This is a genomic window from Stenotrophomonas sp. NRRL B-14846, assembly GCF_050473585.1.
Taxonomy (GTDB): domain Bacteria; phylum Pseudomonadota; class Gammaproteobacteria; order Xanthomonadales; family Xanthomonadaceae; genus Stenotrophomonas.
In genome coordinates this window covers 4,246,563-4,270,000 of the sequence record NZ_JBFLUN010000022.1, presented here as the reverse complement: position 1 = coordinate 4,270,000, position 23,438 = coordinate 4,246,563, and the positions used below count along the sequence as shown (strand labels likewise).

20 protein-coding genes are annotated in these 23,438 nt (G+C 69.0%); 14 read left to right on the top strand and 6 right to left on the bottom strand.

What is annotated here, in order from left to right:
• Positions 1-114: 114 nt before the first annotated feature.
• Together AB1281_RS21780 and AB1281_RS21775 are read left to right on the top strand one after the other, a co-directional pair.
• Positions 115-1,587, top strand: a complete 1,473-nt coding sequence (locus tag AB1281_RS21780; protein WP_014035710.1) for a M23 family metallopeptidase — start codon at positions 115-117, stop codon at positions 1,585-1,587.
• Between the two features lie 65 nt (positions 1,588-1,652).
• Positions 1,653-2,780 (top strand): anhydro-N-acetylmuramic acid kinase, encoded by a 1,128-nt coding sequence (locus tag AB1281_RS21775; protein WP_430346967.1) that lies wholly within the window; start codon positions 1,653-1,655, stop codon positions 2,778-2,780.
• A 117-nt stretch (positions 2,781-2,897) separates the two neighbouring features.
• On the opposite strand, the gene AB1281_RS21770 is transcribed toward AB1281_RS21775, so the two are convergent.
• The 3 genes from AB1281_RS21770 to AB1281_RS21760 all read right to left on the bottom strand — a co-directional run bounded on the left by AB1281_RS21770 (position 2,898) and on the right by AB1281_RS21760 (position 5,308).
• Entirely contained in the window at positions 2,898-3,128 is a 231-nt protein-coding gene (locus tag AB1281_RS21770) for a hypothetical protein (protein ID WP_005420465.1), read from the bottom strand.
• A gap of 78 nt (positions 3,129-3,206) precedes the next feature.
• Positions 3,207-4,511, bottom strand: a complete 1,305-nt coding sequence (locus tag AB1281_RS21765; protein ID WP_014035708.1) for an AmpG family muropeptide MFS transporter — start codon at positions 4,509-4,511, stop codon at positions 3,207-3,209.
• Positions 4,508-5,308 carry an exodeoxyribonuclease III gene (locus AB1281_RS21760; protein ID WP_430346966.1) on the bottom strand — a complete coding sequence of 267 codons (801 nt, stop codon included), beginning with the start codon at positions 5,306-5,308 and terminating at the stop codon, positions 4,508-4,510. The genes AB1281_RS21765 and AB1281_RS21760 overlap by 4 nt, the downstream gene beginning before the upstream one ends.
• Positions 5,309-5,470: 162 nt before the next feature.
• On the opposite strand from AB1281_RS21760, the gene pyrE reads away from it, so the two are divergent.
• The 8 genes from pyrE to AB1281_RS21720 all read left to right on the top strand — a co-directional run bounded on the left by pyrE (position 5,471) and on the right by AB1281_RS21720 (position 14,924).
• Positions 5,471-6,130, top strand: coding sequence for an orotate phosphoribosyltransferase (gene pyrE, locus AB1281_RS21755; protein WP_010486876.1), 660 nt, complete (start codon positions 5,471-5,473; stop codon positions 6,128-6,130).
• A gap of 18 nt (positions 6,131-6,148) precedes the next feature.
• Positions 6,149-6,814, top strand: a complete 666-nt coding sequence (locus AB1281_RS21750) for a hypothetical protein (RefSeq protein WP_430346965.1) — start codon at positions 6,149-6,151, stop codon at positions 6,812-6,814.
• Between the two features lie 174 nt (positions 6,815-6,988).
• On the top strand, positions 6,989-7,081 hold the full coding sequence (locus tag AB1281_RS21745; RefSeq protein WP_005407770.1) for a potassium-transporting ATPase subunit F: 93 nt from the start codon (positions 6,989-6,991) through the stop codon (positions 7,079-7,081).
• 12 nt (positions 7,082-7,093) lie between these two features.
• Positions 7,094-8,803 (top strand): potassium-transporting ATPase subunit KdpA, encoded by a 1,710-nt coding sequence (kdpA, locus tag AB1281_RS21740; protein ID WP_430346964.1) that lies wholly within the window; start codon positions 7,094-7,096, stop codon positions 8,801-8,803.
• Positions 8,804-8,813: 10 nt separating this feature from the next.
• Positions 8,814-10,871, top strand: coding sequence for a potassium-transporting ATPase subunit KdpB (gene kdpB, locus AB1281_RS21735; protein WP_430346963.1), 2,058 nt, complete (start codon positions 8,814-8,816; stop codon positions 10,869-10,871).
• Positions 10,868-11,518, top strand: coding sequence for a potassium-transporting ATPase subunit KdpC (gene kdpC, locus AB1281_RS21730; protein WP_430346962.1), 651 nt, complete (start codon positions 10,868-10,870; stop codon positions 11,516-11,518). Before kdpB ends, kdpC begins: the two co-directional genes overlap by 4 nt.
• A 51-nt stretch (positions 11,519-11,569) precedes the next feature.
• Positions 11,570-14,230, top strand: coding sequence for a sensor histidine kinase (locus AB1281_RS21725; protein WP_075675567.1), 2,661 nt, complete (start codon positions 11,570-11,572; stop codon positions 14,228-14,230).
• Positions 14,211-14,924, top strand: coding sequence for a response regulator transcription factor (locus AB1281_RS21720; protein WP_075675568.1), 714 nt, complete (start codon positions 14,211-14,213; stop codon positions 14,922-14,924). Before AB1281_RS21725 ends, AB1281_RS21720 begins: the two co-directional genes overlap by 20 nt.
• Positions 14,925-14,962: 38 nt before the next feature.
• Here the strand turns inward: AB1281_RS21720 and AB1281_RS21715 are convergent, their stop codons facing one another.
• Genes AB1281_RS21715 through coaBC form a run of 3 tightly spaced genes read right to left on the bottom strand, consistent with a single transcriptional unit; the run spans position 14,963 to position 19,083 of the window.
• Positions 14,963-17,311: a phosphomannomutase/phosphoglucomutase gene (locus AB1281_RS21715; RefSeq protein ID WP_430346961.1), complete on the bottom strand. Its 2,349-nt coding sequence runs from the start codon at positions 17,309-17,311 to the stop codon at positions 14,963-14,965.
• A 12-nt stretch (positions 17,312-17,323) separates the two neighbouring features.
• Positions 17,324-17,797, bottom strand: coding sequence for a dUTP diphosphatase (gene dut / locus AB1281_RS21710; RefSeq protein ID WP_014035700.1), 474 nt, complete (start codon positions 17,795-17,797; stop codon positions 17,324-17,326).
• A complete protein-coding gene (gene coaBC, locus AB1281_RS21705; protein ID WP_430346960.1) occupies positions 17,794-19,083 on the bottom strand; it encodes a bifunctional phosphopantothenoylcysteine decarboxylase/phosphopantothenate--cysteine ligase CoaBC in 1,290 nt (429 codons plus the stop codon). Before coaBC ends, dut begins: the two co-directional genes overlap by 4 nt.
• Before the next feature lie 199 nt (positions 19,084-19,282).
• On the opposite strand from coaBC, the gene AB1281_RS21700 reads away from it, so the two are divergent.
• The 4 genes from AB1281_RS21700 (at position 19,283) to AB1281_RS21685 (ending at position 23,407) form a co-directional block, all read left to right on the top strand.
• Positions 19,283-19,909, top strand: a complete 627-nt coding sequence (locus AB1281_RS21700; protein ID WP_049443446.1) for a response regulator transcription factor — start codon at positions 19,283-19,285, stop codon at positions 19,907-19,909.
• Positions 19,910-19,979: 70 nt separating this feature from the next.
• Complete coding sequence (radC, locus tag AB1281_RS21695; protein WP_014035697.1) at positions 19,980-20,684, top strand: RadC family protein; 705 nt, start codon at positions 19,980-19,982, stop codon at positions 20,682-20,684.
• Positions 20,685-20,797: 113 nt separating this feature from the next.
• On the top strand, positions 20,798-22,486 hold the full coding sequence (argS, locus tag AB1281_RS21690; protein WP_014035696.1) for an arginine--tRNA ligase: 1,689 nt from the start codon (positions 20,798-20,800) through the stop codon (positions 22,484-22,486).
• Between the two features lie 21 nt (positions 22,487-22,507).
• Positions 22,508-23,407, top strand: a complete 900-nt coding sequence (locus AB1281_RS21685; protein ID WP_430346959.1) for an SPOR domain-containing protein — start codon at positions 22,508-22,510, stop codon at positions 23,405-23,407.
• Positions 23,408-23,438 lie beyond the last annotated feature (31 nt).

Below are 23,438 nucleotides of genomic sequence, written 5' to 3'. Positions count from 1 at the left end.
CCCGATTGGCTTCACAAAAGCCAATGGGCACAAGGGTTTGACGCGGTTTTCTCAGGTGTCTATGGTAACCGGCGATCAGGCCCGCGCTCCCGGGCCGCCAGGAAAAAACCGCCGATGCACAATTCCGAACAAGGGCGCGCACGCAAGCAGCGCTTCCAGGAACGCCTCCACGTCCTGCACGACAACGCCCTGCATCGGAAGCTCAGGCAACACCTTCCCGCCGCCTTCAATGAGCGCTGGACGCGCCGCCATTGGATGCACGCCAGCCTGTTCGCGACCATCGGCGCCCTGGTGGCGACGATCGTCCCCGGTTTCTCGCACACCATCGATGCGCCCTACGCCGACAGCCACACCAGCCTGGCACTACCGTTGCCGCCGCTGACCATGGCCCGCCAGCAGCAGGTGCCTGGCGACAGCTGGCAGGTGCTGCGCGTGCAGCGTGGCCAGACCCTGAGCGACCTGTTCGACAAGGCCGGCATTCCGGCCACCACACTGCACCGGGTACTGGACCATCCCGGTGCGCGCGAGGCACTGACCAAGCTGCGCCCCGGTGCCGAGATCGCCTTCGACATGCCGCTGTCCGGCGACCTGCGCAGCATCCGCTTCGACCGGGATGCCGACAACCGGGTGGAACTGAGCCTGGCCGGCGACGACATCAAGGAAAAGGTGACCAGGCGCGAGACCTCCACGCGCACCGTGGTCACCAGCGGCGAGATCACCAGTTCGCTGTATGCCGCGGCCCGACGGGCCGGGCTGTCGCCGTCGGCGATCGCGACGATGACCGACGACATCTTCAAGTACGACATCGACTTCTCCAAGGACCTGCAGCCGGGCGACCGCTTCAGCGTGGTGATGGATGAAACCTGGCGCGAAGGCGAGAAGGTGGACACCAGCAAGATCCTGGCGGCGACCTTCACCACCGGCGGCAAGACCTACTCCGGCTTCCGCTTCGATCGCAACGGCAAGTCCGAGTACTACGACATCAACGGCCGCTCGCTGAAGAAGAGCTTCATCCGCATGCCGATCCCGTTCGCGCGGCTGAGCTCGACCTTCGGCGCGCGCAAGCACCCGGTGCTGGGCAAGATGCGCATGCACAAGGGCGTGGACTACGCCGCGCGCACCGGCACCCCGATCATGGCCGCCGGCGACGCCCGCGTGCAGTTCGCCGGCGTGCAGAACGGCTACGGCAATGTGGTGATCCTCGACCATGGCCGCGGCCACACCACTCTGTACGGCCACATGTCGCGCTTTGCGAACATCAGGACCGGCCAGCGCGTGGCCCAGGGCACGGTGATCGGCTATGTCGGCTCGACCGGCCTGGCGACCGGCCCGCACCTGCACTACGAATTCCGCGTCAACGGCGAGCACCGCAACCCGCTGACCGTGACCATGCCGCCGCCGGAACCGCTGAAGGGTGCCGAGCTGGTCGCCTTCCGCGCGCAGACCGCGCCGGCCATGGCGCGCATCCAGGGCATGGAGAAGCTGATCTACGCCGATGCCAGCCCGGCACCGACCAGCCGCGACGAGGCCGCCCCCGAGGTGGCTAGCGCCAAGGACAAGCAGGCGACCGGCCGCAAGCGCGGCTGAGCCCCTGCGTTGACGAGGAAGGACGCGGCAGCCCAAGCTTGCCGCGTCCTTTTTTTATGCCTGCCATGAACACGACTGCCGACGCTGACGCCCCCCTGTACCTTGGCCTGATGTCGGGCACCAGCGCCGACGGCATCGACGCCGCGCTGGTGCAGTTCCCCGCCGGCGGTGGCTGCCGCTTCGTGCACGGCCTGACCGCCCGCTGGGAGCCGGTGCTGCGCGCGCGGCTGGTGGCGCTGGGCGAAGGTGGCCCGCTGGAGTCGCTGGAGGAACTGGGCGAGCTGGACGCGCGGATCGCGATCAACTTTGCCGGGGCCGCCAACCAGCTGCTGGCCGAGGCCGGCGTGGATCGCAGCCAGGTGCGCGCGATCGGCTCGCACGGCCAGACCGTGCGCCACCGCCCGCTGGCCGACCCGGCGTTCACCGTGCAGCTGGGCGACGGCAACCGCATTGCCGAACTGACCGAGATCACCACGGTGTCCGACTTCCGCCGCCGTGACGTGGCGGCCGGGGGCCACGGTGCGCCACTGATGCCAGCCTTCCACCTGGGCATGCTGGGCACCGCCGATGAAGACCGCGCGGTGCTCAACCTGGGCGGCATCGCCAACCTGACCCTGATCCCGCGCGAAGGCGCGGTGCGTGGCTTCGATACCGGCCCGGCCAATGCGCTGATGGATGCCTGGTGCCAGCGCCACACCGGCCGCACCTTCGATGCCGATGGCGCGTATGCCGCCAGTGGCGCGGTGGACGAGGGGCTGTTGGCGGGCTGGCGTTCGGACCCGTGGTTCGCGTTGCCGCCGCCGAAGAGCACCGGGCGCGAGCAGTTCCACCTGGCCTGGGCCGAGGCACACATGGGGGAAGGCGAGTACGCCGCTGCCGATGTGCAGGCCACCCTGCTGGAGCTGACCGTGGCGACCGTGGCCGATGCGCTGCTGGCGCAGCAGCCGCAGACCCGGCGCCTGCTGGTCTGCGGCGGCGGGGTGCGCAACCGGCAGCTGATGAAGCGGCTGGCGGCGCGGCTGCCGGAGGTGCAGGTGGAGTCCAGCGCGGTGCATGGGCTGGACCCGGAGTATGTGGAGGCGATGGGCTTCGCCTGGCTGGCGCAGCGGACGATGGACGGGCTGGCGGGCAACCTGCCGAGCGTGACCGGGGCGAAGGGGCCGCGGATCCTGGGTGCGATACATCCTGCGTGAGCAGAAGCAGTCGAGCATGGCTCGACTCTACAAAAGCACGTGGTAGCGCCGAGCCACGCTCGGCGTCGCGCGGGCCGGCCGAAAAGCAGTCGAGCATGGCTCGACGCTACAAGGGCGCTAATCGAAGCCCTGCCCTGCGGGCAGGGCCTGCAGGGCGGCGATGGCGTCGGAGAGCGCGTCCACTTCGGGATCACCGAAGCCGGAGCGGACCTCCAGTTCACTGCTGAACAGGCCCTGCTCCAGCAAGGCGGCGCAGGTCTGTTCGTGGGTCCAGCCGCGGGCGACCGCGACACGTCGGATACGTTCCAGCAGCAGCGGGTCCAGGTCCCGCAGCACAACGTCGGCCATGCTCACTTCCCCGTTCGCAAGGCACCGCCCCCTCGGCGCGTCGGGGGCGATGATCCCGCAGTCCGGGCGGGCAGGCAATCAGGCGACCGGCGGCGGCCCGCGGTCGGCGATCCGCGGCCACAGCCAGGCCAGCAGCAGCAGGGTCGGCACCACCGTGACCGAGCTGAGGATGAAGAACGTGCTGTAGGACGTGGCTTCGACGATGTAGCCGGAGACACCGCCGACGAACTTGCCGGGCAGGTTGGCCAGCGAGACCAGCAACGCGTACTGGGTGGCGGTGAAGTTGCGGTCGGTCAGCGACGACATGAAGGCGACCAGCACGGTGCCGGCAAAGCCCTGGAACAGGTTGTCGGCGCTGAGCGCGGCATAGAACGCCCACAGCTTGCCCGGGTTGTGCGCCATCAGCAGGAAGGCCAGGTTGGACAGCGCCACGCCCAGTGCGGCCACCAGCAGCATGCGGCGGAAGCCGAATGCGGCCACCGCGATGCCGCCCAGGAACGCACCGCCGATCCCCATCCACACGCCGAACAGCTTGGAGACGGTAGCGATGTCGGCCTTGTCGAACCCCGAATCGAGATAGAACGGCCCGGCCATCACACCGATCACCTGATCGGGGAACTTGAACAGGCCGACGAAGGCCAGCAGCACCAGTGCCAGCGCCACGCCATTGCGGCTGAAGAAGCTGGAGATGGGTTGGATGAAGGCTTCGGCGATATCGATGCGGCGCTGCACGGCGGTGGCCGGGCGCTCCGGTTCGGCGCACAGCAGGGTGGTGACGATCGGCAACAGCATCAGCGCGGCCATCGCCAGGTAGGCGACGATCCAGCCTTCGAACTGCGCCAGGTAGAGCGCGCCGGCACCGGCCAGGATCAGGCCGATCCGGTAGCCCAGCGTATAGGTGGCCGCCAGCGCCGCCTGGGCGGCCTGCGGTGCGATCTCGATGCGATAGGCATCGACGGCGGAGTCCTGGGTGGCGCCGGCGAACGACGCCACCAGCACCCACATCACCAGCGGCCAGACACCCTGTTCGGGCCGCACGAAGGCCAGCGCCACCAGGCCAACCAGCACCAGCGCCTGCGACACCAGCAGCCACGAACGGCGGCGGCCGAGCCCGCCCAGCAGCGGGAAGGCATAGCGGTCCAGCAGCGGTGCCCACAGGAACTTGAGCAGGTAGAAGAAGCTGGCCAGGCTGATCAGGCCGATGCTGCCCAGGTCCAGGCCGACGTCGCGCAGGCGCGTGGACAGCGTCTGCGAAGCGATCAGCAGGAACGGCAGGCCGCTGCCGAAGCCAAGCATGGCCATGGTCAGCGCCGACGGGGTACCGAAGGCGCGCTTGATTCCTGCCCAGCCCTTGTAGCTGACCGGCGTGGCGGCCTCGGTCACAGGTCGTAGTCCACGATGAACGGGGCGTGGTCGGAGAAGCGCTCGTCGCGATAGATCGAGCAGCTGCGCAGTCGGTCACGCAGGCCTGGGGTGATGAACTGGTAGTCGATGCGCCAACCGACATTGTTGGCACGGGCCGCGCCGCGGTTGCTCCACCAGGTGTAGTCCTCGCCGGTGGGGTTGAGCAGGCGGTAAGCGTCAGCCCAGCCACGGCCGGCGGCGACATCGGTGGCCTGGCCGTGGTCGGCGCACAGGGCGTTGAGCCAGTCGCGCTCTTCCGGCAGGCAGCCGGAGTTCTTCTGGTTGGACTTCCAGTTCTTGATGTCCAGCGCCGAACGCACGATGTTCCAGTCGCCACACAGCACGTAGTCGCGGCCGCTGCGCGCCCATTCCTCGAGGATCGGCCGCAGCCATTCCATCACTTCGAACTTGAAGCCCTGGCGCAGGTCGCCTGAGCTGCCCGACGGGATATAGAAGGAGACCACGCTGAGGTTGCCGTAGCGCGCCTCGATGTAGCGGCCTTCGTCGTCGAACGGGGCCCAGCCCAGCGAGGTGATCACCTGGTCCGGCTCGTGCTTGCTGTAGATCGCCACGCCGCTATAGCCCTTCTTGGTGATGGCGTCGCGATAGAAGCAGTGGTGGCCGTCCGGACGGAACATCGGGTCGGTCAGCTGGTCTTCCTGGGCCTTGGTTTCCTGGATGCACAGGACGTCGGCGTCCTGGGCCCGGAACCAGTCGAGGAAGCCCTTGGTCGCGGCGGAACGGATGCCATTGGCGTTGAAACTGATGATGCGCATGCGGGGGACCTGCGGCGGGAAACCGGGCAAGCATACCGGTTGCCCGCAGGGCTGCGCAGTCCGCCATGCCGGGCCCGGACGGCTTTCACATGGCGCTGGACGAGCGCGAAACGCCCAGCTGGATTAGGATTTGTGCTCCAAATGAAGATGAATCGAGTTTTGATGAGCGACCACCGCCACCGTTTCCTGCAGCTGGCCCTGACCGCCGACGCCCTGCGCTTCGGCCAGTTCACCCTCAAGTCCGGCCGGCTGAGCCCCTATTTCTTCAACGCCGGTCGTTTCGACTCCGGTTCGCTGCTGTCGCAGCTCGGCGCCTGCTACGCCGATGCCATCGATGCCACCGGGATCAAGTACGACGTGGTGTTCGGCCCGGCCTACAAGGGCATTCCGCTGGCCACCGCGATGGCCTGCGAGCTGGCCCAGCGCGGCCGCGACCTGCCGCTGTCGTTCAACCGCAAGGAAGCCAAGGACCATGGCGAAGGCGGCCAGCTGATCGGCGCCGACATGAATGGCAAGCGCGTGCTGATCGTCGATGACGTGATCACCGCCGGTACCGCGATCCGCGAAGCGCTGGGCATCATCCGCGCTGCCGGCGGCACCCCGGCCGGCATCGTGGTGGCACTGGACCGCCAGGAGATCGCCTCGGAAACCGACCGCCGCTCGGCGGCACAGTCGGTGGCCGAAGAGGCCGGCATTCCGGTGATCGCCGTGGCATCGCTGGCCGATCTGCTTGATTTCGCCTCCGGCAACCCGGAACTTGTCGGTTACCGGCAGCCGCTGGAAGCCTACCGGGCCCAGTACGGCGTCCGTTCGATCCGCTGACCGACCAGGGGAAAGGTCATGTCCCGAGTTCCTGCTGTTCTCTTTGCCGGCCTGCTGCTGGCCGTGCCGTTCACCGTGCCGGCGCAGTCGCGCGACGGCGGCAAGGTGGAAAAGAAGCTGTACTGCTGGAACGAGGGCAAGGAGCGTATCTGCAGTGATTCGCTGCCGGCCGATGCGGTCAATCACGCCCGCGAGGAGTTCAACGCGAAGAGCGGCCTGCGCAATGCGCAGGTCCAGCGCGCGTTGACCGACGAGGAGCGCGCCGCGGCCAGCACCGTGGCGCAGCAGCAGCAGCTGGACCTGATGGCCGAGCAGACCCGCCAGCGTACCGAGCAGGCGATGCTGTCCACCTATGGCAGCGAGGACGACCTGCGCCGGGTGTTTACCGAACGCCAGGAAGTGCTGGACAACAACCTGAAGACCGCCGAGTACAACGTCACCAGCCTGCGCGAATCGCTGGTGGCGCTGCTGTCGGCGGCCGGTGACCGGGAGCTGGCCGGTGGCAAGGTGGCCGACAAGCAGGCCGAGGCGATCCGCCAGCGGCACGTGCAGCTACAGGCGCAACAGCGCCTGCAGGCCGGGTTCCTGCAGCAGCAGCAGGCGCTGAAGGCCGAGATCGACAGCACCCTGCAGCGCTATCGCGAGCTGAAGGGCGTGGCGCAGGCGGCGGTCCCGGCGGGCTGATCACGTTCCCGCCGCCGGGCATGGCCCGGCGCTACCCGGGGCCTGGTTACGGGTTGGCCCACGGAATTTATGCACTCTTTACGCGTCGGCCCGGTCCGGCGCGTAGTGCGTTTATGGGCGGCAGGACGACGATGGCGGCCTGAGGTGGAGGGGTTCCACCAGGACGCTATTGCAATGTCCCCCTGGCTGTCGTTGTTATGTGGCGTGCTGGTGCTGGTCGCCGCCGCCTATCTTCTTTATGTCGTGCTGCGGCCCGAGTCGTTCTGAGCGGAGCCGGCCATGACTGAGATGCTTGTGATTCTTGCCGCCAGCCTGCTGCTGGCGTGGCCGCTGGGCCTGTACCTGGCCCGCGTGATGCGTGGCACGCCGATGAAGGTCGACGTGCTGTTCCACTGGATCGAGAAGCCGCTGTACAGGGTGTTCGGCGTCGATCCGTCGCGCTCGATGTCCTGGCGCGGCTACGTGCTGGCCTTCGCGCTGAGCAACGTGGTGGTCGCGGTACTGACCCAGGCGGTGTTCATGACCCAGGCCTGGTTGCCGCTGAATCCGGACCAGATCCCGAACATGCGCTGGGACACCGCGCTGCACACGATGATCTCGTTCCTGACCAACACCAACCAGCAGCACTATTCGGGCCAGGCGCAGCTGTCCTACCTCTCGCAGATGACCGGCATCACCGGCCTGCAGGTGGTGACGCCGATGATGGGCCTGGCGCTGGCGGTGGCGACGCTGCGCGCGTTGTTCTCGCGTGCGCCGCAGGCCGCGGCGGCCACCGGTAGCGGCGATGACCGCCAGGTGGCGGTGGGCAACTACTACGTGGACGTGATGCGCCTGTGCGTGCGCTTCCTGCTGCCGCTGTGCCTGGTATGGACCCTGCTGCTGACCAGCCAGGGCGTGCCGTCGACGATGGCCGGTGGCCCTCAGGCCACGCCGATCGACGCCAGCGCCGGCATGGCCGAACAGAAGCTGCCGCTGGGCCCGGTGGCGGCGATGGTCGCGGCCAAGCAGCTGGGTGCCAACGGTGGCGGCTGGTACGGCCCGAACAGCAGCTTCCCGCTGGAGAACCCGACGCCTGTTTCGAATGCGTTGGAGATCGTCGGCATCCTGCTGGTGCCGATGGCGGTGATCTTCATGATCGGCGCGTTCACCGGCCGGCGTCGTTTCGGCGCCCTGGTGTTCAGCTGCATGCTGGGCATGTCGCTGCTGTCCACCGGCGCGATGATGTGGAGTGAAGGGCATAGCGCCAGCGCCGCCACCCCGCTGCTGATGGAAGGCAAGGAAGTGCGCTTCGGCGCCGACGGCACGGCGCTGTGGGCGGCGGTGACCACCCAGGTCTCCAACGGCTCGGTCAACGGCATGCACGATTCGCTGGCGCCGCTGAGCGGTGGCATCGCGATGGTCAACATGCTGGTCAGCGCGATCTGGGGCGGCATCGGCTGTGGCCTGCAGCAGTTCATCGTCTATCTGCTGCTGGGCGTATTCCTGGCCGGGTTGATGACCGGGCGTACGCCGGAACTGTTCGGCCGCAAGCTGGAGACGCCACAGGTGCGCCTGCTGGCCCTGCTGGTGCTGCTGCAGCCGATCACCCTGCTGGTGTTCACCGCGATCACCCTGGCCGTACCCGGCCTGGCAGGGACCTCCAACCCCGGCTTCCATGGCATCAGCCAGGTGTTCTACGAGTACGTCTCGGCCTACGCCAACAACGGTTCGGGCTTCGAAGGGCTGGGCGACGCCACGCTGTGGTGGAACCTGAGCTGCTCGCTGGTACTGCTGCTGGGCCGCTTCCCGCTGTTGATCATTCCGCTGGTGGTGGCCGCACAGCTGGCTGCCAAGCGCCAGGCCCCGGAGTCTGCCGGCAGCCTGCAGATCGAAACCCCGACCTTCGCCCTGACCCTGGTCTCGGTGATCGTCATCCTGACCGTGCTGCAGTTCATGCCGGCGCTGGTACTCGGCCCGATCGCCGACCACCTGAGCCTGGGACTGCACTAAGGACACCCTGATGAGTACCCAAGCAAGTTCAACCCGTAGTACCCATGCAGCGCGCCCTGCCCTGCTCGATGGCGCCGGCCTGCGCCGTGCGCTGGTCGAAGCGGTGCGCAAGCTGTCGCCGATGCATCTGGTGCGCAGCCCGGTGATGGCGGTGGTGATGGCCGGCACGATCGTGGCCGCGATCGTCACCCTGACCGGCAATGCGCCGCTGGGCTTCGGCCTGGCGGTGACCGCGATCCTGCTGGTGACCGTGCTGTTCGGCAACTTCGCCGAAGCCGTGGCCGAAGCGCGTGGCCGTGGCCAGGCCGCCTCGCTGCGCCGTGCCCGCCAGGACCTGGTGGCACGCCGGCTGGCGGCGCCGCAGCCAGGCGCGGCCGAAGCCCAGGTGCCGGCCGCCGAGCTGCGCCCGGGCGACCACGTGATCATCAGTGCCGGTGAGCTGGTGCCGGCCGATGGCGAGATCGTGCAGGGCCTGGCCACCATCAACGAAGCGGCGGTGACCGGCGAATCGGCACCGGTGCTGCGCGAGGCCGGTACCGACCGTTCCGGTGTGATCGGTGGCACCAAGGTGCTGTCCGACCAGATCATCGTGCGGGTGACCGCCGAGCCGGGCCACAGCTTCCTGGACCGGATGATCGCGCTGGTGGAAGGTGCCAACCGCCAGAAGACCCCCAACGAGATCGCGCTGACCCTGCTGCTGGCGGCGATGACGCTGACCTTCCTGGTGGTGGTGGCCACGTTGCCGGCCATTGGCGCCGCGGTCGGTGTCAAGGTCGATCCGCTGCTGCTGATCGCGCTGCTGGTGTGCCTGATCCCGACCACCATCGGCGGCCTGCTGCCGGCGATTGGTATTGCCGGCATGAACCGTGCGCTGGCTGCCAACGTGCTGGCCAAGTCGGGCAAAGCAGTGGAAGTGGCCGGCGACGTCGACGTGCTGCTGCTGGACAAGACCGGCACCATCACCTACGGCGACCGCCAGGCCAGCCACTTCCATCCGCTGGCCGGCATCGACGCCAGCCAGCTGCGCGAGGCGGCACTGCTGTCCTCGCTGGCCGACCCGACCCCGGAAGGCAAGTCGATCGTGCGCCTGGCGCGCGAACAGGGCTGCGCCACCGCCGAGCCGGACCATGCCGACTACCTGGCCTTCAGTGCACAGACCCGCATGTCCGGCGTGGATCTGGAACATGGGCGGCAGATCCGCAAGGGCGCCGCCGATGCGATCCGTGCCCACGTGCAGGCGCTGGGCGGCAGTGTGCCGGCTGGACTGGCCGGGCGCGTCGAGCAGGTCGCACGCAATGGTGCCACCCCGCTGGTGGTGGCCGAGGGCCGCCATGTGCTGGGCGTGATCGAGCTGTCGGACGTGGTCAAGCACGGCATGCGCGAGAAGTTCGCACAGCTGAGGGCGATGGGTATCCGCACGGTGATGATCACCGGCGACAACCCGCTGACCGCCGCCGCCATCGCTGCCGAGGCCGGTGTCGATGATTACATCGCCGAGGCCCGCCCCGAAGACAAGCTGGCGCGCATCCGCCAGGAGCAGGCGGGTGGCCGCCTGGTGGCGATGGTCGGCGACGGCACCAACGACGCCCCGGCGCTGGCGCAGGCCGACATCGGCCTGGCGATGAACTCCGGCACGCAGGCGGCGAAGGAGGCCGGCAACATGGTCGACCTCGATTCGGACCCGGCCAAGCTGCTGGCGGTGGTGGAAGTGGGCAAGCAGCAGCTGATCACCCGCGGCGCGCTGACCACCTTCTCGCTGGCCAACGACGTCTCCAAGTACTTCGCGATCCTGCCGGCGCTGTTCGCCGCTGCCGTTCCGACCATGGCCGCACTGAACGTGATGCAGCTGTCGAGCCCGCGCAACGCGGTGCTGGCGGCGCTGATCTTCAACGCCCTGGTGATTTCCGCCCTGATCCCGCTCGCCCTGCGTGGCGTGCGCTTCCGCCCGGCCACCGCCACCGCGCTGCTGCGCCGGAACATGCTGGTGTACGGCCTCGGCGGCGTACTGCTGCCGTTCGCGGCGATCAAGCTGATCGACCTCCTTCTTGTCCTGGTATTCGGCGCATGAACCGTTCTGTGTCCACCTCATCCTCCCTTCCGCGCGACGCCAAGGCCGAGGCTCGCGTGGCCAGCCTGCAGGATGGCGCCAGCTGGCGCCCGGCGATCGGCCTGGGCCTGGCCACCCTGCTGCTGGCCGGCGCGGTCTATGCCGGCATCGCCACCGGCTTTGCCGGCCTGGCCTACCCGACCCAGGCCGAAGGCAGCCTGATGCGCGATGGCAGCGGCCAGGTGCGCGGCTCGGCATGGCTGTCGCAGCCGTTCACCGGTGACGGCTACTTCCAGGCACGTCCGTCGGCAGCCAACTACGACCCGATGGCCGCGGCCGGTTCCAACATGGCGCGCAGCAACCCGGCCCTGGCCGAGCGTGTTGCCGCCAGCACGGCTGCGGTGGCCGCGCGCGAAGGTGTCGCCCCGGCGCAGGTACCGGCAGACCTGGTCACGCAGTCCGCGGGTGGCCTGGATCCGCAGCTGTCGCCGGCCGCGGCGCAGCTGCAGGTGGCACGCGTGGCGCGCGCCCGTGGCCTGCCGGTGGAACGCGTGCAGGCCCTGGTGCAGGCGCATACCGAAGGGCGCCAGTGGGGCCTGTTCGGCCAGCCGCGGGTGAACGTGGTGACGCTGAACTTCGCGCTGGACCATGCGGCCAAGGCGCCGTGATGCCGGCCTGCATCGGCTGCGCGCACAATGGCGGCCATGACAGCGGCCCCCATGACTGATGCACGAACCCGCCAGGCCGACGCCCTGGTCGAAGGCCTGCAACGCGAAGCCGGCGGCAAGCTGACCGTATTCCTTGGCGCGGCGCCGGGCGTGGGCAAGACCTACACGATGCTGACCCGCGCGCAGGAACAGCTGCGCCGCGGCGTTGACCTGGTGGTCGGGCTGGTGGAAACCCATGGCCGTGCCGATACCCAGGCGCTGCTGGAGGGCCTGCCGCAGCTACCGCTGAAGGAAGTGGCCTACCACGGCCACACCCTGCAGGAGATGGACCTGGATGCCGTGCTGGCACGGCATCCGGCGCTGGTGCTGGTGGACGAACTGGCCCATCGCAATGCGCCCGGCAGCCGCCATGAGCGGCGCTGGCAGGATGTGATGGAGCTGCTGGACGCCGGCATCGACGTCTGGACCACGGTCAACATCCAGCATCTGGAAAGCCTCAACGACGTGGTGATGCGGATCACCGGCGTGCGCGTCAGCGAGACCGTGCCGGACGGCGTGCTCGACCGCCTGCACGACATCGTGCTGGTCGACCTGCCGCCGCGCGAACTGATCGCGCGCCTGCAGCAGGGCAAGGTCTATGTGCCCGAACAGGCCGCACAGGCCCTGCAGGCATTCTTCTCGCCGGCCAACCTGACCGCGCTGCGCGAACTTGCGATGCAGGAAGCCGCCGACCGCGTCGACAGCAGCCTGCGCGAGACCCGCGCCGCGCGTGGCGAAGGCAATCTGCCGCTGCGTCGCGGCGTGCTGGTGGCCATCGATGGGGGTGGCCAGAGCGAATACCTGGTGCGCGTGGCGCGTCGCATCGCCGAACGCCGCGACGCACCGTGGACGGTAGTAACCGTGCAGGGCCGTCGCCAGGATGACGCGACCCGACGCGAAATCGATGCGGCCTTCGCGCTGGCACGGCGCCTGGGTGGCGACGCGGAACTGCTGCACGGATCGAGCATCGCCGATGCCCTGCTCGACCATGCCGCACATAACGGCGTGTCGACCCTGGTACTGGGCCGCACCCGCGAGCGACCGCTGGCGCGGATGTTCAACCGCACCCTGACCCAGCAGCTGATCCAGCGCGGCGCGCATTACGAGATCACCATCATCAGCACGCCGCAGGCACGTGCGCGCTCGCGCCGCGAGGGTCTGCTGCCGCCGGTGCGCGGCATCAGCTACGAACCGGCGCAGGCACTGATCGCTACCGCGCTGGCCTGTGCGGTGGCCTGGCTGGCCGAACGCTGGGTGGGCATGGCCGACCTGTCGATGGTGTTCATCGTCGCGGTGGTGCTGGTGGCTGCGCGCACGCGCGCCAGCGTGGCGGTGATGGCGGCGATCCTGTGTTTTCTCGCCTACAACTTCCTGTTCATCGCACCCCGCTTCACCTTCGCCATCGGTGCACGCCAGGGCGTGATCACCGTGTTTCTGTTCCTGGCCGCTGCACTGGTGGCCGGGCGCCTGGCCTCGCGCCTGCGCATGCAGGTGATCGCGCTGCGTGCGGCCAACCGCCATGCGCGTGCGCGCCAGCAGCTCGGCCGCCAGCTGGCCAGTGCCGCTGGCAACGGCGAGGTGGCGCAGGCGGGTCGACATGCACTGGAACAGGCCATGGACGTGCCGGCGTGGCTGCGGATCGGCGCGGATACCGCAACCGGTGGCCGCAGCCAGCCCGGCGACACCGACCTGGCCGCCGCCGATTGGGCGCTGCGCCATGGCCAGCCCAGTGGCCGCTTCACCGATACCCTGGCCGGTGCGCAGTGGTGGTTCCTGCCGCTGCTGGATGGCGAAGACCGCGCGATCGGCGTGGCTGGCCTGTACCTGCCCGGCGCACAGGCGCGCCTGCTGCCCGAGCAACGGCAGCTGGCCGAAGCAATGGTCGACGACATCGCCCAGGCCGCGCTGCGCACGCGGCTGGTGGCCGAACTGGAGCAGGCGCACGTCAGCAACGAGACCGAGCGACTGCGCTCGGCGCTGCTCTCCTCGGTGTCGCACGACCTGCGCTCGCCACTGGCGGCGATGATCGGTTCGGCCGACAGCCTGGCCAGCTACGGTGCGGCGATGGACACGGCTGATCGCCGTGCCCTGCTGGACACCATCCTGGTCGAGGGCGAACGGCTGGACCGCTATATCCAGAACCTGCTGGACATGACCCGGCTCGGCCATGAAGGGCTGAAGATCAACCGCGACTGGATCGGCGTGGACGAGCTGATCGGCTCGGCCGCGCGGCGCCTGCAGCGCTACCAGCCCAAGGTGCGGCTGGAGCTGGACATTCCGTCCACGCTGGCGCCGATCTGGGTACACCCGGCACTGGTCGAACAGGCCGTGTTCAACGTCATGGAGAACGCGGCCAAGTTCTCGCCGCCCGACGCCGCCGTGCAGGTACAGGCGCGCGAGCTGGACGGCCAGCTGCGCATCGACGTGATCGATGCCGGCCCCGGCATTCCCGACGACGAGCGTGCGCGCATCTTCGACATGTTCTACAGCGTCGAACGCGGTGACCGTGGCCGCCACGGCACCGGCCTGGGCCTGACCATCTGCCAGGGCATGATCGGCGCACATGGCGGCAGCGTGCAGGCGCTGCCCGGACGCGACGGTCGCGGTACCCTGATCCGCATCACTCTGCCCCTGCTCAAGCCAGCCTCCCACGATGAGCCCGACCCCGATTGATGCCAGCGTACCGGCCGCACGCGTGCTGGTGATCGATGATGAAACCCAGATCCGCCGGTTCCTGGACATCAGCCTGCGCGCGCAGGGCTACCAGGTGCGGCAGGCGGCGACCGGCCAGGAAGGCCTGCAGCTGGCCGCCAGCGAGGACATGGACCTGGTGATCCTGGATATCGGCCTGCCGGACATGGAAGGCCACGAGGTGCTGGAACAGCTGCGGCAGTGGAGCCAGGTGCCGGTGATCATGCTGACCGTGCGCGCCGGCGAATCCGAGAAGGTGCGCGCACTGGATACCGGCGCCAATGACTACGTGACCAAGCCGTTCGGCACGCAGGAACTGATGGCGCGCGTGCGGGCGCTGCTGCGCACACGCAGCGTGCCCAGTGATGGCACGCCACCGGTGTTCGACGATGGCCACCTGCATGTGGACCTGGTGCGTCGCGAAGTCGCTCTCGAGGGTGAACCGGTGGCGTTGACCCGCAAGGAATACGCGCTGCTGTCGCTGCTGCTGCGCAATGCCGGGCGGGTGGTGACCCAGCCGCAGATCCTGCAGGAAATCTGGGGACCGACCCACCAGCACGACACCCACTACCTGCGCATCCTGGTCGGCAAGCTGCGGCACAAGCTGGGTGATTCAGCGCTGGATTCGCGCTACCTGTTCACCGAACCGGGCGTGGGCTTGCGGTTCAAGGGGTGAGGGTGTGCCGACCAACGGTCGGCACCCACCAGGATCGATCAGAACCCCAGCGGGGTGTCGCCCAGCACCGGCTGCAGCTGGCTGCGGAACAGTGCCTTGATGCGCTCCAGTGCGGCCTCGTCGTTGCCTTCGAACCGCAGCACCAGCACCGGCGTGGTGTTGGAGGCGCGTACCAGGCCCCAGCCATCGGCGAAGTCCACGCGCAGGCCATCGATGGTCGACAGGCGGCCCCCCACATACGGGTTGTCCGGCGACTGCGCCGCCGCCACCAGCATCGCCACCAGCGCATGCGGCGTCCCGTCGGCCACCGGCACCTTCAGCTCCGGCGTCGCGACCATCTCCGGCAGTTCGCCCAGCACTTCGTCCGGGGTTTCCTCGCGCTGGGCCAGGATCTCCAGCAGGCGCGCAGCGGCGTACAGGCCGTCGTCGAAACCGAACCAGCGTTCCTTGAAGAAGAAGTGGCCGCTCATCTCACCGGCCAGCTCGGCATCGGTCTCGCGCATCTTCGCCTTCATCAGCGAATGCCCGGTCTTCCACATCAGCGGGCTGCCACCGTTGCGCAGCACGTGGTCGGACAGCTTGCCGGTGCACTTCACGTCGTAGATCACCATCGCGCCCGGATTGCGCATCAGCACATCGGCAGCGAACAGCATCAGCAGGCGGTCGGCATAGATGATCCTGCCTTCGCCGGTGACCACGCCCAGCCGGTCGCCGTCGCCATCGAAGGCCACGCCGAGGTCGGCGCCGAAGCGCTTGACCGTCTGCACCAGGTCTTCCAGGTTGGCCGGCTCGCTTGGATCGGGGTGATGATTCGGGAAGGTGCCGTCGACGTCGCAGTACAGCGGGATGACGTCGGCGCCGATCGCTTCCAGCAGCTGCGGCGCCAGTGCGCCCGCCACGCCATTGCCGGCATCGGCCACGACCTTCAGCGGACGGTCCAGCTGCACGTCATCGGCGATGCGCTGGATGTAGTCGGCACTGACATCGCGCTGCTGGTAGTCACCCGGCTCGGCGGCCTGCACCAGGCGCCCTTCGACGATGCGCTGGTAGAGATCGGTGATGGCATCGCCGGACAGCGTCTCGCCGCCGATGACCACCTTGAAGCCGTTGTATTCGGGTGGGTTGTGGCTGCCGGTGACCGCCACGCAGGTACCGGTACGCAGATGGAAGGCGGCGTAGTACACGAGCGGGGTCGGCGCCAGGCCGATGTCGATCACCGCGCAGCCGGCACGGCGCAGGCCTTCAGCCAGCCCGGCCGTCAGCTCGGGCCCGGACAGGCGGCCATCGCGCCCGATCACGACCTCGCGCAGCCCCTGCTCCAACGCCACGGTGCCGATGGCCTGGCCGATCAGCGCCGCGGTCTTCGGTGTCAGTTCGCTGCCCACCACGCCGCGGATGTCGTAGGCGCGGAAGATGCCGGCAGCCAGTTCTTCTGCCGGCACCGGGGGCGGTGGCGGCGGCGTGGCATCGCCACTGCTGGCTACGGCGGCCACCGGTGGCGGCGCCTGCTGCAGGCTTTCGCTCAGGGTCGGGCCATGGTCGGCCTCGGACGCGGCGGCGCGGCGCGGCAACGGCAGCGACTTCGGCAGGCGGCCGCGACCGACCACCAGCAACACGGCAATGAACGCCAGCAGCAACGCAACAATGGCGCTGGCCAGTGCGCCCAGGCCGAGCGGACCGGCTTCGACATTCGGCACCGACGCGACCAGCCGCAGCGGCGTGCCTGCAACCGGGCGCGCCAGGGCTTCCGCACTTTCGGCCAGGCCCGCGTCGCCCTGGGTGACCAGATCGAACCCACCCTGGCGCAGGCCAAGGAAGCCAGCGGACGGCGCACGCACCTGGTCCAGCGGCGAGGTCAGCCGCAGCAGCGGCTGGCGGACATAGATGACGGCCGGCCCCAGGCTGCCAAGCTGCACCGGCGCGGCCAGGCCCAGGCGGTTGCCGCCGCCGTCGCGGACCACGCGCAGGCTTGGCCGGGCCTCGGCCAGCGCGGCTTCCAGCAGCGCCAGGCGGGAATACCCGAAGGTGGCCGGATCGGCATAGGCGTTGGCCAGATCGGCCGCCAGCACCTCGACCTGCTCGACCCCGGTCCAGCTCTCGCGCACGGCCAGCGCCGCCGCAGCGGCATCGCCGGCCTGCAGCGCCTGCTGCACGCGATCGTTCTCCAACTGCTGCTGCAGCTGCTGCAGCTGGCCCGCAGCGGCCTGCTGCAGGCCCTGCACGGCCTGGTCACGCGCCTCTTCCAGCGCCTGCCCGTTGGCCTCCTGCCGCCATTGCTGCACCGCGCTCCATCCGAACCAGCCGGCCAACAGGATCAACAGCACCCCCAGTAGAGGTGCACTGCGACCCAACGACCGTCCCCGCTGTCCTTCCCCGATGCCGCTCATCGATGTCCCCTGTCAACGCACCCCGGTATGGCCGAATCCACCCGCGCCCCGCACGCTGTCGGTGAAAGTATCCACCACCTGCAGGCTCACGCGGGCGATCGGAACCACCACCAGCTGGGCGATACGATCGCCCGGCTCGATGGTGAAGGCTTCGCGGCCACGGTTCCAGACGCTGATCAGCAGCGGCCCCTGGTAGTCGGCATCGATCAGGCCGGTGCCGTTGCCCAGCACGATGCCATGCCGATGGCCCAGCCCGGAGCGCGGCAGGATCACTGCGCACAGGTTCGGGTCGGCAATGTGGATGGCCAGGCCACTGGGCACCAGCGCGGTGTCGCCCGGCTGCAGGGTCAGCGCGGTATCCAGCGCCGCGCGCAGGTCCATGCCAGCGCTGGCCTCGGTGGCGTACGCCGGCAGCGGCCAGCTGTCGCCGAAGCGCGGATCGAGCAGCTTGACCTGCAGCGGGTGGGAAGTGGATGCCTGGGTCATGCCTGGAGTCTCCGCGCGATCAGCGCCAGCAGTTGTTCGGCCAGCTCGCGCTTGGAGGTGGCCGGGAATACCTGTTCACCGTCCTGCCAGAAGGCAGTGGCGGCATTGTTGTCGCTCTCGAAACCGCCGCCACTGATGCCGACCTGGTTGGCGATCACCAGGTCCAGGCGCTTGTCGACCAGCTTGCCGCGTGCGTACTTCTCCACGTCGTGGGTCTCGGCGGCGAAGCCGACCACCAGCTTCAGCGACTGCGTCTGTGCGGCGACTTCGGCAAGGATGTCCGGGGTACGCACCAGCTCGATCACCAGCGACTGGCTGTCGGCGGTCTTCTTCAGCTTCTGCGCGGCGACCTGGCGCGGCGTGTAGTCGGACACCGCTGCGGCACCGATATAGATGTCGGCAGGCAGCGATTTCAGCACGGCATCGCGCATCTGCGCGGCCGAGCGCACGTCGATGCGCTGCACGCCCGGCGGCGTCGGCAGCTGTACCGGGCCGCTGACCAGCACCACCTGCGCACCCAGCGCGGCGGCGGCGGCGGCCAGGGCGAAGCCCATCTTGCCGCTACTGCGGTTGCCGACGTAGCGCACCGGATCGATGTCTTCGTAGGTCGGGCCGGCACTGATCAGCAGGCGCAGCCCCTGCAGGGCACGGGTTTCCGACGCGGCAACCGTCGCAGCGGCGCCGCCATTGGCGGCCAGCGCGGCCACGATGTCGCCGGGCTCGGCCAGACGACCCGGACCCGACTCGCCTTCGGCCAGCGGGCCGTCGACCGGGCCGATCACCTGCGCGCCACGCTGGCGCAGCAGGGCGATGTTGGCCTGGGTGGCCGGATGCAGCCACATGCGGTGGTTCATCGCCGGGCAGATCGTCAGCGGTGCGGTGCTGGCCAGGCACAGCGTGCTGACCAGGTCATCGGCATGGCCCTGGGCCAGCCGGGCCAGCAGATCGGCCGTTCCCGGCGCGACCACGATGCGGTCGGCCCAGCGGGCCAGCTCGATGTGGCCCATGGCCTGTTCGGCGGCGCTGTCCCACAGCGTGGTGCGGGTCGGCTGCCCGGACAGGGCCTGGAAGCTGAGGGGAGTGACGAACTGCTGGGCGCCGGCGGTCATCGCCACCTGCACCTGGGCGCCCGCGTCGCGCAGGCGTCGCACCAGTTCCAGGGCCTTGTAGGCCGCGATCCCGCCTCCGACGCACAACAGCAGTTTCTGGCCTTCCAGCGCGCGGCCGGGCGCGGGGGAAGCGTTGGGGGAGTCAGCCACCTGGAATTCCTGTGCAAACGAGGGCATTAGCTTACCCGATGGTCGGTAATGTCCCGGTGCACAGCGCACATAGCGGGCGGCTATCAGCAGATGGGACTTGCACCACAGCGCTTCCGGGGTTCAAGCCACTGCGATTCGGAACTTTCCTATACCTGTAGGCCGGCCACGTTTGCAGAATCGTCAGTGGCCACCGCAGGTGCGCCGCTTCGCTTTTCGAGGATCCCGCGTGCACCCGCGCATCATCATCGCCGACGACCATCCCGTCGTCCTGCACGGCATCCGCATCGTGCTGCAGACCCACCTGATGGAGGTCGTCGGCAGCGCGCGCGACGGCGCCCAGCTGCTGCAGCTGGTCGAGCACCACGGCTGCGACGCGGTGCTGACCGACCTCTCCATGCCGGGCACCGGCCCGGATGGCCCGGAACTTATCGCTGAGCTGCGCGCACGCCACCCGGGCATGCCCGTGGTGGTGCTTACCGGCGCCCGCCATCCCGGCCTGCTCGATGGCCTGCTGCGCGAGGGTGTCAGCGGCCTGGTCGACAAGTGCGCCGATTTCGGCGAGCTGCCACAGGCCTTGAACGCGGCCATGGCAGGGCAGGTGTTCGTCTCGCAGCAGCTGCGCCACCACCTGCAGGCGCGCGACCTGATGTTCGCGCGCGAACCGGCGGCGCTGTCGGCACGCGAACAGGAAGTACTGGACCTGCTGGCCGCGGGCCTGAAGGTGAACGCCATCGCCGTGCACTGCGGCCGCAGCCCGAAGACGATCAGCCGGCAGAAGGCCGAGGCCAAGCGCAAGCTGGGGCTGCAGAACAACCAGGAGCTGTTCGCCTATCTGCAGTCGCGACGCGACTGAGGCAACAACCTACCCCGGCGCGCGCCCTGCCCTGATGGGACGCATCACCGGCGCTGGCGATGATGCAGGCATGCCCATCCATGACTGGCCCGAACAGGAACGTCCCCGCGAGAAGCTGATCGCACGCGGCCCCGCCACGCTGTCCGACGCAGAGCTGCTGGCGCTGTTCCTCGGCTCCGGCTTCGGTGGCCGCGACGCGGTGCAGACCGCGCGCGACCTGCTGCAGGCGCATGGTCCCCTGCGCGTGCTGCTGGACCGCCCGGCCCGCGAGCTGGCCCGGTTGCCGGGGCTGGGCCCGGCGCGCAGCTGTGCACTGGCCGCCGGGCTGGAGCTGGCCCATCGCTACCTGGCCGCCGAACTGCAGCAGGGCGAGGCAGTCGGCAACAACCCGGCCGCGGTCGGCCGCTACCTGCAGCACCGCCTGCGCGGCCAGGCCCGCGAGATCTTCATGGCGCTGTTCCTGGACAACCGCCACCGCCTGATCGCCTGCGAGGAGCTGTTCCAGGGCACCATCAATGCCGCCCCGGTCTATCCCCGCGAGGTGGTGCGGCGAGCCCTGCTGCACAATGCGGCAGCGGTGATCCTCAGCCACAATCACCCTTCCGGCGACCCCGAGCCTTCCGGCGCCGACACCCGCATCACCGATGAACTGCAGCAGGCGCTGGCGCTGGTGGACGTGCGCCTGCTGGACCACTTCGTGGTCGGCGAGGGCCGTCCCGTTTCGTTTGCTGAACGGGGCCTGCTGTCCCCGCCCCAGCCGCGCCTGTTCGGCTGAACGGCCCTGGCCTGGGGCGGGCGGGCGCCCCCGCAGGCATGTTCTGGTCAGCGTGGGCGCGGGTATCTGCGCTAAAATGGGCGATTCCGCCGCTCATTCTCACAGCAGGCCTCGTGAAAAATCTCCTCCGCGCCCTGATCAGCCAAGGCATCGAAGCCTTGCGCGCCAATGGCACCCTGCCCGCCGACTCCCTGCCGCCGGACTTCGTGGTCGAGCGCCCGAAGACCCGTGACCACGGCGACTTCGCCACCAACGCCGCGATGCTGCTGGCCAAGGCCGCGCGCAGCAATCCGCGCGCACTGGCACAGGCGCTGGTCGAGGCGCTGCCGCGCAGCGAGGACGTCAGCAAGGTCGAGATCGCCGGCCCCGGCTTCATCAACTTCCATCTGGCCCCGGCCGCGTACCAGCGCGAAACCGCCTCGGTCATCAAGGAAGCCCACGACTACGGCCGCAACCTGTCCGGCAATGGCCGCACGGTGGGCGTGGAATACGTGTCGGCCAACCCGACCGGCCCGCTGCATGTCGGCCATGGCCGCGCGGCGGCGATCGGCGACTGCGTGGCCCGCGTGCTCGATGCCAACGGCTGGAACGCCAAGCGCGAGTTCTACTACAACGACGCCGGCGTGCAGATCGAGAACTTGGCGCTGTCCACCCAGGCGCGGATCAAGGGCATCGCACCCGACCAGGACGGCTGGCCGGAAGGCGGCTACCGCGGTGAATACATCGCCGATGTCGCCCGCGCCTACATGGCCGGCGCCAGCGTCGATCTGGAAGGCAGCATCGTGGTCGGCGCCAAGGACCCGGACGACATGCAGGCGATCCGCCGTTTCGCGGTGGCTTACCTGCGCAACGAGCAGAACCTGGACCTGGCTGCGTTCGGTGTCGACTTCGACATCTACTTCCTGGAAAGCTCGCTGTACGCCGACGGCAAGGTCGCCGAAGCGGTGGCCAAGCTGCAGGCCTCCGGCCACACCTACGAGGAAGGCGGCGCGCTGTGGCTGCGCAGCACCGACTTCGGTGACGACAAGGACCGCGTGATGCGCAAGTCCGACGGCACCTTCACCTACTTCGTGCCGGACGTGGCCTACCACCTGTCCAAGTGGCAGCGCGGCTACGAGCGCGCGATCACCGAACTGGGCGCCGATCACCATGGCTCGCTGGCGCGCGTGCGCGCCGGCCTGCAGGCGATGGAAGTGGGCATCCCGCAGGGCTGGCCGGAATACGTGCTGCACCAGATGGTCACGGTCATGCGCGGCGGCGAGGAAGTGAAGCTGTCCAAGCGTGCCGGCAGTTACTTCACCCTGCGCGACCTGATCGAGGAAGCCGGCCGCGATGCGACCCGCTGGTTCCTGATCGCGCGCAAGCCCGATTCGCAGCTGACCTTCGACATCGACCTGGCCCGCCAGCAGAGCAACGACAATCCGGTGTTCTATGTGCAGTACGCGCACGCCCGTGTCTGCAGCCTGCTGCGCCAGGCGCAGGAAAAGGGCCTGGTGTACGAGCAGGGCAATGGCCTGGCCAATCTGGGCCGCCTGGCCGACGATGCCTCGCTGGTGTTGATGAACGAGATCTCGCGGTATCCGGAAGTGGTGGAAGCGGCCGGCGTGGCGCTGGAGCCGCACCTGGTGGCGCAGTACCTGCGTGAATTGGCGCATGCCTTCCACACGTGGTATCACGGGACGCCGGTGCTGGTGGACGACGCCACCGATCGCAACGCCAAGCTGACCCTGGCCTGCGCGGCGCGCCAGGTGCTGGCCAATGGCCTCGAACTCCTGGGCGTGAGCGCCCCGGAAAAAATGTAAGCATCAGGAGACGCAGTACACATGGCAGCACGACGCGGCAAAACCCAGGCACGACGCAACAGCAGCAGCCAGGGCACACCCGGATGGGTGTGGCTGGTGGCCGGTGTGGCGATCGCCGCTGTGGTGTTCCTGGCGGCGCCGAACCTGTTCAAGGGCGAAGGCGACGGCTTCCTGCGCGCCGGTCCGCAGCCGAACCCGAACGCGCAGCCGGCCCCGGTTGCTGATGCCGACAGCGATGTCGGCAGCCAGCCAGCCGCGCAGCCGGCCACGCCGAAGCCGGCCGAACCGGAGAAGCCCGCCGCGACGCAGTACGACTTCTACACCCTGCTGCCGGGCAAGGAAGTGGAAATGTCCGACGCCGAACTGGCCGCCAGCGCGCGCGCCGAGGACCAGCGCCGGGCCAAGGCCGAAGCGTCGCGCGCGCAGGCCGCGCTGGAAGGCAAGCCGGTGCCGCCGGCGAGCACGGCCACGCCGGCACCGACCGCAACGGCCAGCGTCGCCAGCACCGCACCGGTGACCGCAACCAACCGTCCGCTGCCGGCACCGCTGAGCGAACGCCCGGCTGCGGCAACCCTGCCGGCCAGCACCGCACCGGCGTCGACCAGCACGGCCGCCGCCACCCCGGCGCCGCGCGCGGAAACCGCGCCCACCGCGCCGGCGACCACGGCCGCACCGGCGCCCGCCGACAATGCCCGCTACATCCTGCAGGCAGGTGCCTTCGGTGCGTCCGGCGATGCCGAAGCCACCAAGGCCAAGCTGGCCATGATGGGCCTGGCGGCACGCGTGGAGTCGGCGCAGATCAACGGCAAGACCGTGTACCGCGTGCGCATGGGGCCGTACGGCAGCGCCGGCGAACTGTCTGAAGCGAAGCAGAAGCTGGACGGCACCGGCCTGCAGGCGATGGCGATCAAGGCGCAGTGAGTCTGTCGATGTGAATGAAAAAGCCGGGCAT

What these genes read in the sequence shown, in the direction of transcription:
- AB1281_RS21780 (WP_014035710.1), top strand. Translation starts at nt 115, where the DNA reads ATGCACAATTCCGAACAAGGGCGCGCACGCAAGCAGCGCTTCCAGGAA.
- AB1281_RS21775 (WP_430346967.1), top strand. Translation starts at nt 1,653, where the DNA reads ATGAACACGACTGCCGACGCTGACGCCCCCCTGTACCTTGGCCTGATG.
- AB1281_RS21770 (WP_005420465.1), bottom strand. Translation starts at nt 3,128, where the DNA reads ATGGCCGACGTTGTGCTGCGGGACCTGGACCCGCTGCTGCTGGAACGT.
- AB1281_RS21760 (WP_430346966.1), bottom strand. Translation starts at nt 5,308, where the DNA reads ATGCGCATCATCAGTTTCAACGCCAATGGCATCCGTTCCGCCGCGACC.
- pyrE (WP_010486876.1), top strand. Translation starts at nt 5,471, where the DNA reads ATGAGCGACCACCGCCACCGTTTCCTGCAGCTGGCCCTGACCGCCGAC.
- AB1281_RS21750 (WP_430346965.1), top strand. Translation starts at nt 6,149, where the DNA reads ATGTCCCGAGTTCCTGCTGTTCTCTTTGCCGGCCTGCTGCTGGCCGTG.
- AB1281_RS21745 (WP_005407770.1), top strand. Translation starts at nt 6,989, where the DNA reads ATGTCCCCCTGGCTGTCGTTGTTATGTGGCGTGCTGGTGCTGGTCGCC.
- kdpA (WP_430346964.1), top strand. Translation starts at nt 7,094, where the DNA reads ATGACTGAGATGCTTGTGATTCTTGCCGCCAGCCTGCTGCTGGCGTGG.
- kdpB (WP_430346963.1), top strand. Translation starts at nt 8,814, where the DNA reads ATGAGTACCCAAGCAAGTTCAACCCGTAGTACCCATGCAGCGCGCCCT.
- kdpC (WP_430346962.1), top strand. Translation starts at nt 10,868, where the DNA reads ATGAACCGTTCTGTGTCCACCTCATCCTCCCTTCCGCGCGACGCCAAG.
- AB1281_RS21725 (WP_075675567.1), top strand. Translation starts at nt 11,570, where the DNA reads ATGACTGATGCACGAACCCGCCAGGCCGACGCCCTGGTCGAAGGCCTG.
- AB1281_RS21720 (WP_075675568.1), top strand. Translation starts at nt 14,211, where the DNA reads ATGAGCCCGACCCCGATTGATGCCAGCGTACCGGCCGCACGCGTGCTG.
- AB1281_RS21715 (WP_430346961.1), bottom strand. Translation starts at nt 17,311, where the DNA reads ATGAGCGGCATCGGGGAAGGACAGCGGGGACGGTCGTTGGGTCGCAGT.
- dut (WP_014035700.1), bottom strand. Translation starts at nt 17,797, where the DNA reads ATGACCCAGGCATCCACTTCCCACCCGCTGCAGGTCAAGCTGCTCGAT.
- coaBC (WP_430346960.1), bottom strand. Translation starts at nt 19,083, where the DNA reads ATGCCCTCGTTTGCACAGGAATTCCAGGTGGCTGACTCCCCCAACGCT.
- radC (WP_014035697.1), top strand. Translation starts at nt 19,980, where the DNA reads ATGCCCATCCATGACTGGCCCGAACAGGAACGTCCCCGCGAGAAGCTG.
- AB1281_RS21685 (WP_430346959.1), top strand. Translation starts at nt 22,508, where the DNA reads ATGGCAGCACGACGCGGCAAAACCCAGGCACGACGCAACAGCAGCAGC.